Raw genomic sequence first — 14,282 nt, 5'->3', positions numbered from 1 at the left:
CTCTGATTCCAAGCATGATTAACATGATGTTAAGTGAATCCATTAATTTCTGTATATGCGTATTTTGTTTAGGATGTATCAAGCAAAAGCTGACTTTATGGTGTCTGACTATTTTGCGGTCGCTTGCTAAATTTTCATTTTTTTAGGAGTATTCTTTGCATAACCAAGCATAAGATAAAAAAAACGTTAGTTAACAAGTACTATGCATATTCTAAGGGACAGTTATTCTGGAGCCATATATTATGAAACCCATGGTTAATTCGCCGTTATCCCAGTGGTTATCCGTTGCTGATGACATTGCACGATGCTTACGTCAGAGTGCATCCGAACGGGATCAGATCCGCCATCTCAGTACTGAACAGGTAAATGCCTATGCGGCATCCGGGCTTTGGGCACTAACGGTTCCTCGGGAGTTCGGCGGGCTAGCGCTTGGTTTTCAGGCGTTAAGCAAGGTAACGCGCATTATTGCTGCGGCAGATCCATCGATTGCGCAAATTCCTCGCAGTCATTTTCATATTATTGATTTACTCAATGCTGTAGCCACGCCCTCTCAGAAGCGTTTCTTTTTTGGTGAAATCCTGGCGGGTAAGAAATTCGCGCAAGGAGCTTCGGAAACGGGCGGAAAAAATGCGGCCGATATTCGTACCACCTTAACCCAAGATGGTAAAGTCTGGCGTCTGAACGGCAAGAAATTTTACGCAACCGGCTGTATCCACGCTGATTGGATCGGTATTGTGGCGAAAGATGATATCGGCGTATTTATGCATGCTTTTGTCCCGAAAGATGCCCCGGGTATGGAGATAAAAACCGACTGGTCAGGTTTTGGTCAAAAGGTAACGGTCAGCGGAACTGTATTATTAGATAATGTTGTAGTTAATAGTGAACACATTATTCCGTTCACTGAGGCATTTATCGAGGCCAATCCTATCGGATCAACATCACAACTCATTCACGCTTCAATCGATCTGGGTATCGCGCGGGAATCCATTGACGAAGCGATAAAATACATCAAGCAGACAACCCGACCGTGGATCGATAGCGGTGTCGAAAAAGCCAGTGACGATCCGTATATTATCGCCGGGATCGGTGACTTGGAGGTCCGCTACGCTGCCGCTGTTGCCATGCTCGATCAGGCTGCTAATGAATTGGATGAGACTGAGACTTACACCGACGAGGATGTTGCACGGCTTTCTGTACGCGTTGGCATTGCGAAAGTGCTTGCGAGCGAAATTGCGCTATTAGCCAGTAATAAATTGTTTGAGTTTGCCGGTGCCAGCGCGACGCAGGAGTCGCTAAATTTACATCGTCATTGGCGCAATGCCAGAACGCATACCCTGCACGATCCTGTGAGCTGGAAGGTCAATGCGATTGGACAGTATTATTTAAACGGTCTACATCCGAAGCGGAATAATTATATTTAATCTGCGCTCGTGACTGAGAAATAGGCGGGTGGTGCGTGCTCAGATGCTAAGCCGTTGACCCATAAATGTTGTGGCGTTTATGTCGTAGTTAAACAGCTATCCGCCTTTGCTTTGTCGCTGGAGCCAATCAGCAAGATGCACTGCCTTGCGATATTGATGGGGCGTATTAGAAAATAAATTTTCTCGGTTCATGTAGTACACCAAACGATCACCTCGTTAGCGTAGATACGGATGGGTGAATTGATTAATTAATCATCAGATCTGCTTAGTGATAGTGATTATTTTGCATTTAATATAAGTGAAACTACTATTTTTTTCAGCCTCATTAGGTATCTATAAAAGTTTATTTGTTGATTTTTAACAAAAAAATAATTGTTATGGTTTTTTCTGTGACATCATCAGTTAAATCCTTATTTGCAAAAATCACGAAGTACCGCTATGCTTATTTCTCGTTAATATTTTACCGGGTTTAGCTTGCAGGAAGCAGCCAAGATGTCGGGAAAGGGGGTTACTTCGCAATGGGCAACAGGTTTGTAAATAATCGCTGGTTCACTGCTGCCAGAAAGCCACGGCTAAATGATTCAGCCTTATATTGTCTTGCTCATGCCGGCGGCAATGCCGAGGATTTTCTTGGCTGGCAGTCTGGCTTAACTGACGACATAACACTTAAAGCCGTGGTGCTACCCGGAACCGGTCGCCGCTATGACGAGGCTTATCAAGCCAATATCGATACCCTAACGGATAATATTGCTGCGGCAATTGAGCAGGAGGACGACAAACAGTTTTATCTTTTTGGCCACAGCATGGGGGCGATATTAGCCTGGGAAGTGGCGAAAAAAATGAAGAAAAAGTCACCCAATGGTTTGATCCTTTCTGCTTGTTTAAGCCCGCCGGAAATACCATCGCCACGTATTAAAAAAATGGCTGTAATGAGTGATGATATTTTTATCAAGGAAATGGTTTATTTTAACGGCCTTGATGAAAATATGATAGCCAACCCCTTTCTTAATGAAATTATTGCTGAAAAGCTAAAGCGTGATTTTAAGCTGATCGCAGGATACCGTTATCAACCGACGGAGGCTATTGATGCGCCGATAATGGCGATAGTCGGCGAGAATGATGCCCATGTTTCGGCAGATAAAATGGCGCAATGGCAAGCGCACTCAAAAAACTTTCTTGGTTTAAAACAGGTGTCGGGCAATCACTTTTATTTTAATGACAACCCAAGTGTCATTACTAATGCGATTAACGAAATGGTTCATGAGAGCCGTAATAAATCGAGTAATTACCAAGTTTTAATATAATTAGACGTTTTTGAGGTTATTTATGCTTACGGGAAAAATAGTGCCGGATGCGTTCAGCCAGCAACAGAAGGCTGCGCAATTTAAACAGTTACATACGCATGGTACCCCCTTTGTAATGCCAAATCCTTGGGATCGTGGCACCGCTATTTTAATGCAGAACGCCGGATTTAAAGCGCTAGGAACCACCAGCGCAGGGCTGGCATTCTCGCTGGGAAAATTAGATCGGGCAGATTCAGTGACGCGGGATGAAACCTTAGACAATGCGCGAACCTTGGTTGAGGTGACACAGCTCCCTGTCTCTATCGATCTTGAGGATGGCTTTGGTGAAAGTCACGACGCCATCAGGCAAACCATTCTGGCGGCAGCGGCAACTGGTGCCGTTGGTGGATCGATTGAAGATTATACCGGTAACGCTGAACACCCTATTCGAGATTTCGCTTCGGCGGTGGCGCGGGTAGAAGCGGCGGTTGAAGCGGCGAAAAGTTTGCCTTTTGCTTTTACCGTGACTGCCCGAGCCGAAAACTACCTTTATGGTATCCACGATCTTAAAGATACGATCGCCAGGCTGAAAGCGTTTCGCGATGCGGGGGCTGATGTGCTTTACGCTCCTGCCTTACCGGATGCGGATGCGATCAAAGCCGTTTGTCTGGCGGTTGACGCGCCGGTGAATGTACTGCTGGGGGCGGGGAATCGGTTGTCTGTCCCAGAGCTTTTTGCCCTAGGTGTCACCCGCGTGAGCCTCGGTTCTGCGCTGTCGCGTGCGGCCTTAGGGGGATTTGTCTCCGCACTGCAAGAGCTACAGCAGCACGGCACCTGTCAGTTCCTCGATCGTGCGGTGGGTTATTTTGATGTTGCCCCTCTTCTAGATGGGAGCGCGTCCTCGTGCTGAATCAACCTACCGTTGCGCGCAGTCAGTTACTCGCGCCGCATTATATCTTAGGCGATAAAAAACTGGCTTGGCATGAGCTTAGCGGCCATCAGGCGCGTGCTAAACAGTTTGCGATGCCGCTTCAGCCAGCGCTTTGGGGGTGGGGAGACATTTATCAAACCACCCGCTCTGTTACGGAGATGGCGATAGATACCGCTCGGGAGACACTCTCCGACGCGGGTTTGTCTGGGCAGGATATTGATACTTTGATCGTATGCAGCTCGTCCTTGCACCGTGGTACGGACGCACACCGGCAGTTCTTGAGTGAATTCACCACCGCACTCGAGCTGGCGCAGGTTGAGGTCATTGGTGTATCACTTGGCCGCTGTACCAATTTGCTCAAAGGGATCCACCTGGCGCGCAGTCTGATTAGCGCGGCGCAGGCAAGACGCATTCTGGTTGTCACCAGTGATGCGATCGATGATGAGCAACAGCGAATGGAAAACTTTGCACTGTTTTCCGATGGTGCTGCCAGTTGCCTGATTTGCCATGCCGACGAAACGCCGCAAGGCTATACGCTGCTTGCCAGTGGCGAACGGCAAGATCATCGCCAACTTGGCCAAGGGCTTTCTGCCGAATTGGTGCGCGCGGTAAATCAGGATATCCTGCCAGCCGCCGGCGTGACGGTCAGCGACATCACACGCTTATTTCACAGCAACGTTTACCTGCCTTTATGCCAACTCAATGAAATGCAGGCGGGTTATCAGCGAGCACAACTCTATACCGACAATATTCCCCGCTTTGGGCATTGCTTTGCAGCCGATCCACTGATCAATTTTATTGACGCCTGCAACGATAAGACGGCGAGCGACGTAGCGCTATACCAACTGGCCGTCAGCATTCCCGGAGCCAGATCCTCATTGCTATTGCAGAAAGGAAATGCCTGATGTGTGCGACATTTTCCGATAACACCACGTCATTACCTGATAATAAATTTCACTTTTCGCCCGCGGCTTATGCCGCATTAAATGCACTGCGTGACAGCGCCGATGTGCGGAAGCTGTATAACGCGCTGGCAGGCGATATCGAAAGTGAAGAGCAGCAACTTCTGTCGCTGCATTTAATGCAAACCTGGTTGACTGCGCCGCTATCCACGCCGTTACCGGACGATCGCGATGCGCTTGAACATTATCTCGCCGAAGCTAAAGAAGCGTTGAAACAGGCTGCTAGCACCTTGTGCCAGTCTGACGACGAAACGCGCAGCCACGTGCTCAAACAGCGGGCATTGCTTTCGATGCTGGCGGGATGTTGGTTGGATCGCGTCTCTCAACCGGCGACTGAGCCTGCGGGCGTGGTGAATCTGCTGAATGCTCAGCACTTTATGCTAAAGGGGCTCGATGACATCAACCAGAGTCAGCAACAGCAACGCCAGCGGCGTTTTGCTGAGCTGGGGGTTGCCGTGCCCTTTGTCGGGGTTCCGGGGGCGCTGGCACAACTGCAAAGCCATGATCTGACACTGTGGCAGGCGACGTTCTGGCTGGCACTTTCCCGCTTGCCCGCCAGTTATTTACCCGAGGTGGCCGGTGTCCATTTTGCGTATTACTCGCTGAATTTTGACGATGCGCTGCTGGAGATACCCCCATTACTGGCCGAATCGCAGTGTGCAACGTTGCTAGATGGTTGGATCAATGCCTGCGATGCATCGGCGAGCGGTCAAGACGATTTAAAACGGTTTTATCGTGCCGCTTGCCTGGCGACGGAATTGGAGCGCCAGCACGCCGATATGCTGCGGGGGCAACAACAGCAACTGGCGAACCGCACGCGTGACGATCGGATGGCTGAAGTTGTTGCGCGTCACTTCCCCTTTGCAGGAAAGCAACATCAGCAGATCGCCTTAGAGAAAAAACCGTTGAGCCAGTGGTCGGTCGATGACAGAGCGGCAATGACCGAATTCTTGACGGCGTTTAAACGTTCGCCGTATTTACGACAAAAAAGCTCCCAACCCAGCGGTTGCCGATTTATGCAGGCTATTCGTTTTGGTGGTTCGATGTTCGGCATTTTTGATCGCCGAGAAGCGAACATTATGGCGGACTGGATTGACGAGATGCAGCAACATGAACGCGACATCACGCTGAGCGAACCATTGCAGGCAGGCAATCCGCAAGCTGATTTTTGGCGCGATCGTTGCCGTGAAACCCGTATTGATACGCAACTTTGCCTTGAAACGCCTTCACTACCGGATGAGCGTACGTTGTTTTATCGCTTGGTGAATATTGAGCATTACGCCAACCACTTAACCATCATCAAACAACAAGTGAGCGCAACGCTGCAACAGGCGACGGCGCTGTTTTCCACCGGTCAGCAGGGGCGTTATACCGACGCCAGCTATTTCGACTACAGCCCCGCAGCGCTACGCGCACGAACGGAAGCGATTTATTGGCAAAAGTTAGTTAATCCGTTTCAACGTTTAACCCACATTCCCGATCGTGAAAGCGTGATTTTTAATCAGAAATTGATGGCGCTGGGCAGCATGATCGATGGCGCCTGGGCACATCGGTTCGGTAATACGCTGCGCTGTCACCGCCGTAGTGATGCCATGATGCTGGCGATCTATGCCGATGAAATGGGGCGTGGCGAGGTGGATAAAAATCATATCACGCTGATCTTACAGGTGCTAAACAGCATGGGGATTGTGTTGCCCCACATTCGCGATCCTGAGTTTTGCCATCAGCAGGAACTGCCCGATATCTACGCGTTTTCTTTACATCAATTGGGTATGTCGCTGTTCCCGGATTCATTTTATGAGGAATTGCTGGGCTACAACCTAGGGATTGAAATGCTGGGTCTGGGGGAAATGCGGATGCATGAGATCCAAAAGCTGCGTCGTTATGGCTTTGATACCGGTTATGAAGAAGCACACCTCACCATTGACAACTTTTCTGCCGGACATGCACGGCAATCTGTTGAGTTGATCGTGGCTTACATGGAAGACCTGGCACCGAATACCTCGGCCGATGAGCGTCAGCAACGCTGGCAGCGGATATGGCAGGGCTACGCCTCCTTTGCCTGGTTCCTCGAAACCGAGCTGAAAAATAACCTGTCTGCCGTTACCGAGACACCCGGCGAAGTATTGATTTAACGCTGATATTAACATTTTGTAAGGATGCCTTGTGAATCAATGTATTAGTCACGATCCGCTGCTGTTGTCGATGCCTTTTTTTACCTCAGCGCATCAACAATACGTACACAATTTGGATCAATGGTGTCAGCAGCAACGTGAAGCATTACTGACGTTACGCCACTTGCCGGTTGCTGAGCAGGGGCGTCAACGGCTACGGCTTTTGGGGCAAGGCGGCTGGTTAGATCATCTGAATACCCATCAGGAGCCTAAGCCCAATGATGCTCGCCGCCTGTGCTTATCCCGGCAGACGTTGGCCTATTATGATGATTTGTTGGATTTTGCCTGGTCGATCCAATCTCTCAGTGGCAGTGTGATCCAACGTTATGGCAATGATGCGCAGCGCAACCGTTATCTGCCCGCGTTGGCAACCGGAGAACGTATCGCCGCTTTTGCCCTGTCTGAAATACAGGCGGGAACCGATATTGCTGCGTTGACGCTGAGTGCGCAGCGTTGCGAGGGGGGATGGCGGCTGAACGGCGAAAAAGCCTGGATTGCTCAGGGTGACATTGCCAGCGATATCATCGTTATTGCCCGTACCGGAGAAGGGCCGGGGCCGTTGGGATTGAGTGCTTTCATGGTTGATACTGCCGAGAGTGGTGTCACTGCTCAAGCGTTAGACGCTATCGCTCCGCGCTCATGGTCACATTTGCGTTTTGACAATGTTTGGGTCGCGCAGGAAAACCTGCTGGGCAGCCCTGGGCAGGGATTCATCATTGCGTTGGACATTCTGGATCGTTTCCGCATGACGGTCGCGAGCGCGGCGATCGGGTTTGCCCGTCGCGCGGCGGATATTGCGTTACGCCATGCGGCGCAACGAAAAATATATCAAGGGCGCTTGCTGGACCTGCAATTGGCGAAAGCGACGCTGGCCAAAATGGAGGTTTCACTTTCTGCTGCCTCCTTACTGACGGCCAGAGCCGCCTGGCAACATGATAACGGTCAAGCGTTTGCGCGGGAGTCCGCCAGCGCTAAATACTTCGCGTGTGAACAAGCGTGCAATATTGTTGATGACGCCATGCAACTGCTCGGCGCTGCGGGCATGGTTGCCGGTAGCCAATTGGAATGTCTGTATCGACAAATCCGCCCATTACGTATTTATGAGGGTGCTTCAGAAGCGTTATTGATGAATATCGCTTCCGCCTTGGATACCCAGCGGGTGATTAACCGAGAGGATTTATCGTGAATAGCTCACTTAACCCGCTCAACGCCATTCAGCACGCTTCGCCGTGGCAATATTACGCCCAGCTCACGCGTGATACCCCAGTCTATTTTGACACAACCCTGAATCTGTGGGTGGTGAGCGATGCGGCATCAACGGAGGCCGTGCTCGATAACCCACAATTACAGGTGCGTCCTGCTAGTCAGCCGGTGCCGACGGGCATTATCGGTACACCGGCAGGTGAGGTATTTGGCCAACTGGTTCGCATGCGTGAAGGTGAGTATCAGCAACAACTTAAAACCGTCATCATGCAGGCATTTTCCAGCACGGATTTAACCCAAGTGCGTCAACTGGCACAGCAGCATGGCCAGCGTGCATTACGCGACGGTGAAGAGATCAACCGTTGGTTGTTTTCCGTGCCCGCAGGTGTGGTTGCCAGCCTGTGCGGATTTATGCCGCAGGCGGTGCCGGATGTGGTGGCATTGATTGCTGAATTTGTGTTGTGCATTCCTGCCAGTGCCACGCCTGAACATCAGCAACGCGCTAGCGTGGCGGCACAAAGGTTGCTGGACATCTATTCCGCGGAGATTGCCCACGCGCCGCAAGGCACATTGCTGGCAGCACTGCTGAGGTGCGCCAATGACGCAGGTTGGTCGCAGCGTGCGCCATTACTGGCCAATGCCATCGGCTTTTTATCACAAACCTATGATGCGACGGCCGGGCTGGTGGGCAACACCTTACTGATTGCACAGCAGTATCCCGACATCTGGAAAGAACAACCTGTTGAGGCCGTTATCGCCGAAACCGTTCGTTATACGTCACCGATACAAAATACCCGCCGTTTCGCCACGCAAGCGGTGATGCTGGGCGAGCATCAGATTGCGCCGGGCGACGCTATTCTACTGTTGTTGGCGGCAGCGAATCGCGATCCGGCCCGTTTTCCGCAGCCTGATGTATTCCAACCGGCACGTAATGAGCAGGCGTGCTTCACATTTAGCGGTGGTCGCCATCGTTGTCCTGGGGCTGCCATCGCGCAGGCCATCACGCAGGGTATGGTTTCTGCGTTAGATATTGAGATGCCGGCGTGGCGACAACAACTGCACTTACGCCGTTATTTGCCGTCAGGCAATGCCCGTATTCCCGAATTTACCTGTTCCAAGATTAACTGAGGTCCTGGATGAACACCAAAACATCGTTACCTGAAGCTTTTGTTTTAACCGGCGCATTTTGGGCAATATGTCGCAATTCGCTCTATCTGACGCAGCTTGCTGAACGCGGCTTGGCTATTTTGGTACTGACGCCGGAAAGTTATCGCCAGCAGGCGGAAGAGGCGCGTGGCCATGCACACAGTCCGGTCTCTCGTATCACGGAAGTGGCCTATGTCGAAGGCTCGCTGGACAAAGAAGCCTCGTTTAATCCTAGCGTGATCGCGGCCATACAGCATTGGCGTACGCATTATCAGATCGTCGGTGCGTTTGCCGTAGGTGAGACGCTGGTGGAGCCCACCGGTATCATTGCCGATGCGCTGGGTATACGTTCACCTGGCTTGCGCGCGACTCGCGTTTGCCGCAGCAAATATCTCCAACGTTTTTATCTTAATGCATTCAGCCCCGACGCCGTGATGGTACCGCCAGAGCAGCGCCATCGCGTCAATCTGGACTCGCTGTCTTATCCCTTGATCATAAAGCCGGCGACCCGGCACTCTTCTTCTGGGGTGATCAGTGTGGATAGCGCACAGCAGGCAAGCCGCGCGTTGGCCGACTATCCCTCGTATGAAACGTTGCTGTTAGAGCAAAAAATAGTGGGGCAGGAATATTCGGTAGAAACGCTGTCACAAAATGGCGCAGTGATATTTGCTAGCGCGACGCACAAGGTGACGACGGATACCCACTCCAATACCTTTGTCGAGCTGGCGCATACGGTGCCGAATCAGGATGAACACAGCGCACAATTATTGGAGGCAACCAAACAGGTGCTTAAGGCGCTGGATTTTGGCGATGGCATTGCGCACGCCGAATGGCGCGTGGACAACACGGGGCAACCTTGGCTGATGGAGATCGCTTCACGTACGCCAGGTGACGGTATTTTACCGCTGTATAATCTGGCCTATGGACAGCCGCTCGAACCGGCAATTTTACGTATCATGCTCGGTGAACCGGCGAGTTTGCCAGCCCCTGCCCGCGTCGCCCGGCAGGTATATCTGGAACATCCACCCGGCATATTGACCGATGTGCAGATCGACTGGCCTGGCGTAGAGATCGCGTGGATTAAAGATAATGATACTTGGCCTGTCATTCCTGCGGGGAGTCGGGACGATGAGCCGACTCTGCGCGCCGTTTTTGTTCACAAACAGCGTGGCGATCGCCTTGAGCCGTTACGTTCATCCGACGACCGCGCCGTGGTCTTCTTCATTGATGCGAACAGCGTAGAACAGCTTGATCAACTAGAGCAGCGGGTTAGAGCAGCGATTATGTTGCAAGTAGAGGGCCGTCATGACTAACTCATCACATCATCCCGGCGTATTGGAAACGTTTTCGCAAAGCCCACTGTCATCGAAAGTAGTGTTGCTCGGTGTGATGATCAACCGGCTTTCCGGGTTCTTACAGATATTCATCGTGTTGTATTTGATATCGCTGGGTTATTCGCATCAACAAACCATTATCGCGTTGGCGACTTATGGGGGCGGTGCGGTTATCGGTGCTCTGCTCGGCGGTACCATCAGCGAACGTTTCGGGCCGCGCTTTGCCAGCATGATCAGTATGGGGGCGACGGCGGTACTGACGGCGGCGTTACTTTATCTGGACCATTTTGTTGCCATTCTTGCTGTCGTGGCGCTTGCCAGTTTGTGCTCGCAGCTATTTCGTCCGGCCTCGGCGGCGTTGCTTTCGTGGGAGACGCCGCCAGAACGGCAAACCATGATTTTTGCCATCTATCGTCTGGGGTTGAATCTGGGGGCGACAGGCGCACCGCTGATAGGCTATGCGCTTTACCACTGGGGCGGGGAGAGCTTCACGTTGCTGTTCTGGGGTGAAGCGGTTATCGCCGGGCTGTATGCGTTGTTGGCGATGCTCACGCTGCCGGGGAAAAGGGATATCGGCGAACAGGAAACGCAGAGCGATTTAGCGGGCAGCGTGAAAGGAAGCTATCTGGACGTGTTGGCCGATCGCCGTTTTGTGTTGTTCTTATTAGCGACGTTTTGCCACTCGGCGGTGTATGTGCAATATATCACCACACTGCCGCTGTACGTTGAGGATAAAGGGATACCGCTATTCTGGTACACCCTGGCCGTCTCGCTCAACGGTATTATTGTGATCTGTTTTGAGCTGTTCATCACCAAATTCACCCAAGGTTACAACAAAAGATATGTCTTAGCGTTCGGCTTTACGCTGATCGGCGCGGGCGTGGCTTTTTATGCCGTTCCTATCGGGCCTGCTGCGTTGATTGTGGGGACGTTGATCTGGTCGTTGGGTGAAATCATCTCAGGCCCCTCCTTCTTTGCTTTTCCAGCGAATGCGGGCCCGGGTCATTTGAAATCTCACTATTTGGGCAGTTTCCACTTTATGTTCAGTCTGGGGATCGCACTGGGGCCGGTTATTGGTGGCTGGCTCTACCTATCACTGGACACCGCCTTCTGGCCGGTTATTGCGCTAGGGGCACTTTTTGCCGCGTTGATCTGTGGTGTATGCACCAGAGAGCCGGCTGCGGCGGCGTTAAACAGGGAAAGTAAAACAACCATTAAAACGGGTGAAGTTATCGAGTAATTCATTATTTCAACTGGATAAGGGTAAGTTTATGACACAGGCACTAACAGGCGTTCCTACGCATTACAGTTTATTTGGCATCGGGGCAGGGCCAGCGAATTTAAGTCTGGCTTCGCTATTGCATGATAAACCCGATGTGACCAATCTGTTTATCGACCAGAAGCCGGCCTTCTCTTGGCATGATGACCAAATGATTGAGGGGGCCACTCTTCAGGTTTCGTTATTTAAAGATTTGAGTACGTTGAGCGACCCGAGTAATAAATTTACTTTTATGTCTTATTTGCATGAGAAAGGGCGTATTTATCATTTCCTCAATGCACAGTTTGATGAAATCCCTCGCCGCGAATTTCGTAATTATATGGCTTGGGCGGCAGAAAAGAATGACAACGTGTTATTTGGTGAGCGCGTGTTACATATCGATTTTGATGGTGTATTCCGCATTGAAACCGACAAGCGACATTTGACCGCCGATAACCTAGCCATTGGCGTGGGTACCAAACCTTGGGTGCCAGACTTTGCCGTGTCGCAACTCGATGACTCGCAATTTCATGTCAGCCAATATATGAAAAAGAACAATAACCTTGCGGGTAAACGCGTGGTGATTGTTGGCGGCGGCCAGTCCGGGGCTGAGGCATTTCTTGATTTATCGTCTAAACCACAAAGCGAACGGCCAAAACATATCACCTGGCTGTCGCGTCGACGTAATTTCTTCCCGATTGATGACTCAACATTTACTAATGATTTTTATATGCCGTGTTATTCGGAGTATTTTAGTAAATTACCGTTGCATCTGCGTCAGAAAACTAATCAGGAAAATGTGTTGACCTCTGACGGAATCTCCGAATCTACGCTGCGGGCGATCTATCAAAAACTCTATTGCCTTAAGTTTATTACACCTGGTGAGTTGGGCTTTGATTTACTGACTAACCGCTCAGTGGATAACGTGATGCGAACCTCTCAGGGGCGTTGGCGTGTTGATTATCAACATTGCGACGTTGAGTATGCCGAGCAGGTTGAGGCGGATGTCATCATCTGGGCGACCGGCTACCGTCCAGCGGAAAAAAGATTCCTGGATGGTATAAAAGATCGCATTCATTATGAAAATGATGAGTTTGTGGTCGATGATGACTTTGCCATTGTTTGGGATGGCCCAAGGAAAAATAATATCTTCGTGCAAAATGCCGTGCGCGGGCAACGCGGTTTACCCGATGTGAATCTCAGCCTGAATGCATGGCGGGCGCAACGTATTATGGGGCGTTTATGTGGGGAATATCCGCGCCAACAACTTTCATCATTCATTGATTGGTCACCAGACTGTAAAAATCATGCCGCCGATTATGTTAATGATGACATTGTGCCAAAGAAAAAAGCGATAACGGCGCGATAACTATAATTATACCCATCCATTTCAAATAAGCCTATTTTTGGCTTGGTTGACCTATTCTAACGGCTTATTTATATCAGCGCGTAGGAATAAGTGTGCCTGTTGCCATGATGCTAATTGAATTATTAGGGTATATCACTATGCGGTCTGAAAACATTATGAAAAATAAAGACGATATTGCCATTGTCGGTGGCGGTATTATTGGTACCGTTATCGCACGTGAAATAGTTAATCATTATCCGCAAGCCAATGTAACGCTGATTGAAAAGCGGTTCTGTGGTGCAGGGAGTTCTTTTTATTCTGCGGGGGTTCATTTCCCTCGTGGTATGAGTGAACGTGTGCGCGAAATGTCGCGCTATAGCCACGATTATTATCAACCATTCATTTGCGAAGGCGCGCCTTTTTATGCGTTGCCGATGACGTTGATTACCGCGCAGGCGCAAAAAGAGGAAACGCTGGAGAGTTATCTTCCGCTAGCCGAGTTTACGCCAGCGGCGACCCGCGATCCTGCGCTGTGTTTCTCCCAGGAAGAACACTGTGTACTGCAAGGCCAAGGCGCGCATTACGCCGATGTATTTGCCGTGGTCCAAAAATGGTTGTTGACGTTGCGCCCGCAATTGACGGTACGTGAAGGGTTAAGCGTGCAGACGCTAGAGCCACAGACTGGCGGCTACCGCATCACGCTAAGTGACGGCAGCGTGCTCAATGCCGGTCAGGTTATCTTGGCTCCGGGGCCATGGGTTGCCGCGCCAGCCTGGCGTGAGCGCATTGCGGGATTAGGTATCCGGGTGAAAAAGGTGGTTGCCGTCCATATTGAGCGGCAGCCGGAACCTGACGCAGCCCTGACCATTCTCCATGATGAGGATGCTTTCTTACTGCCTTGCCATAGCCGGGGGCATTGGTTGTTCAGTTATACCTGCCAGGAATGGGATGTTCTGCCTGAACAAGCAGGCCCGCTTGAGGCGCGCGATCTGGATAAGGCGCGAGAAATTCTGAGCCGCTATGCGCCGGCACTTGCCGCACAAATAAAAGATGGCCGTGTGTTCTGTGATGCTTATAGCCCATCACGGGAGCCGGTCATCGTCCGTCTGGACGAACACCTTATTTTCGCCGGCGGCGCCAATGGTTCTGGCTATCGGCTGGCACCGGCTATCGCCGCCGATGTTACCCAACTTTTAACGCAAACCGCTTTCTGAGGATGCCA

At 51.0% G+C, this 14,282-nt stretch carries 11 protein-coding genes; all 11 read left to right on the top strand.

Annotation, left to right across the window (positions count from 1 at the left end):
* Positions 1-242 precede the first annotated feature (242 nt).
* The 11 genes from ACQKDS_RS11920 (at position 243) to ACQKDS_RS11870 (ending at position 14,274) form a co-directional block, all read left to right on the top strand.
* On the top strand, positions 243-1,421 hold the full coding sequence (locus ACQKDS_RS11920; RefSeq protein WP_399670507.1) for an SfnB family sulfur acquisition oxidoreductase: 1,179 nt from the start codon (positions 243-245) through the stop codon (positions 1,419-1,421).
* A 518-nt stretch (positions 1,422-1,939) separates the two neighbouring features.
* Positions 1,940-2,725 (top strand): thioesterase II family protein, encoded by a 786-nt coding sequence (locus tag ACQKDS_RS11915; RefSeq protein ID WP_399670504.1) that lies wholly within the window; start codon positions 1,940-1,942, stop codon positions 2,723-2,725.
* 22 nt (positions 2,726-2,747) lie between these two features.
* Positions 2,748-3,614, top strand: a complete 867-nt coding sequence (locus ACQKDS_RS11910) for an isocitrate lyase/phosphoenolpyruvate mutase family protein (RefSeq protein WP_399670501.1) — start codon at positions 2,748-2,750, stop codon at positions 3,612-3,614.
* Entirely contained in the window at positions 3,608-4,540 is a 933-nt protein-coding gene (locus ACQKDS_RS11905; protein ID WP_399670499.1) for a hypothetical protein, read from the top strand. Before ACQKDS_RS11910 ends, ACQKDS_RS11905 begins: the two co-directional genes overlap by 7 nt.
* Positions 4,540-6,732, top strand: coding sequence for an iron-containing redox enzyme family protein (locus ACQKDS_RS11900; RefSeq protein WP_399670496.1), 2,193 nt, complete (start codon positions 4,540-4,542; stop codon positions 6,730-6,732). Before ACQKDS_RS11905 ends, ACQKDS_RS11900 begins: the two co-directional genes overlap by 1 nt.
* A gap of 31 nt (positions 6,733-6,763) precedes the next feature.
* The gene (locus ACQKDS_RS11895; protein ID WP_399670494.1) at positions 6,764-7,957 is read left to right on the top strand and encodes an acyl-CoA dehydrogenase family protein; all 1,194 of its coding nucleotides are present in this window, start codon (positions 6,764-6,766) and stop codon (positions 7,955-7,957) included.
* Complete coding sequence (locus ACQKDS_RS11890; RefSeq protein WP_399670491.1) at positions 7,954-9,102, top strand: cytochrome P450; 1,149 nt, start codon at positions 7,954-7,956, stop codon at positions 9,100-9,102. The genes ACQKDS_RS11895 and ACQKDS_RS11890 overlap by 4 nt, the downstream gene beginning before the upstream one ends.
* 8 nt (positions 9,103-9,110) lie before the next feature.
* The gene (locus ACQKDS_RS11885; RefSeq protein WP_399670488.1) at positions 9,111-10,433 is read left to right on the top strand and encodes an ATP-grasp domain-containing protein; all 1,323 of its coding nucleotides are present in this window, start codon (positions 9,111-9,113) and stop codon (positions 10,431-10,433) included.
* Complete coding sequence (locus ACQKDS_RS11880) at positions 10,426-11,694, top strand: MFS transporter (protein WP_399670485.1); 1,269 nt, start codon at positions 10,426-10,428, stop codon at positions 11,692-11,694. The genes ACQKDS_RS11885 and ACQKDS_RS11880 overlap by 8 nt, the downstream gene beginning before the upstream one ends.
* A 31-nt stretch (positions 11,695-11,725) precedes the next feature.
* Positions 11,726-13,081 carry a lysine N(6)-hydroxylase/L-ornithine N(5)-oxygenase family protein gene (locus ACQKDS_RS11875; protein ID WP_399670482.1) on the top strand — a complete coding sequence of 452 codons (1,356 nt, stop codon included), beginning with the start codon at positions 11,726-11,728 and terminating at the stop codon, positions 13,079-13,081.
* A 155-nt stretch (positions 13,082-13,236) separates the two neighbouring features.
* Complete coding sequence (locus ACQKDS_RS11870) at positions 13,237-14,274, top strand: NAD(P)/FAD-dependent oxidoreductase (RefSeq protein ID WP_399670480.1); 1,038 nt, start codon at positions 13,237-13,239, stop codon at positions 14,272-14,274.
* Positions 14,275-14,282 lie beyond the last annotated feature (8 nt).

The sequence above is a fragment of the Serratia sp. NPDC078593 genome, assembly GCF_050268245.1.
Classification (GTDB): domain Bacteria; phylum Pseudomonadota; class Gammaproteobacteria; order Enterobacterales; family Enterobacteriaceae; genus JBNNGK01.
This window is presented reverse-complemented; position numbering and strand designations above follow the sequence as displayed.

What these genes read in the sequence shown, in the direction of transcription:
- ACQKDS_RS11870 (WP_399670480.1), top strand. Translation starts at nt 13,237, where the DNA reads ATGAAAAATAAAGACGATATTGCCATTGTCGGTGGCGGTATTATTGGT.
- ACQKDS_RS11880 (WP_399670485.1), top strand. Translation starts at nt 10,426, where the DNA reads ATGACTAACTCATCACATCATCCCGGCGTATTGGAAACGTTTTCGCAA.
- ACQKDS_RS11900 (WP_399670496.1), top strand. Translation starts at nt 4,540, where the DNA reads ATGTGTGCGACATTTTCCGATAACACCACGTCATTACCTGATAATAAA.
- ACQKDS_RS11920 (WP_399670507.1), top strand. Translation starts at nt 243, where the DNA reads ATGAAACCCATGGTTAATTCGCCGTTATCCCAGTGGTTATCCGTTGCT.
- ACQKDS_RS11915 (WP_399670504.1), top strand. Translation starts at nt 1,940, where the DNA reads ATGGGCAACAGGTTTGTAAATAATCGCTGGTTCACTGCTGCCAGAAAG.
- ACQKDS_RS11885 (WP_399670488.1), top strand. Translation starts at nt 9,111, where the DNA reads ATGAACACCAAAACATCGTTACCTGAAGCTTTTGTTTTAACCGGCGCA.
- ACQKDS_RS11910 (WP_399670501.1), top strand. Translation starts at nt 2,748, where the DNA reads ATGCTTACGGGAAAAATAGTGCCGGATGCGTTCAGCCAGCAACAGAAG.
- ACQKDS_RS11875 (WP_399670482.1), top strand. Translation starts at nt 11,726, where the DNA reads ATGACACAGGCACTAACAGGCGTTCCTACGCATTACAGTTTATTTGGC.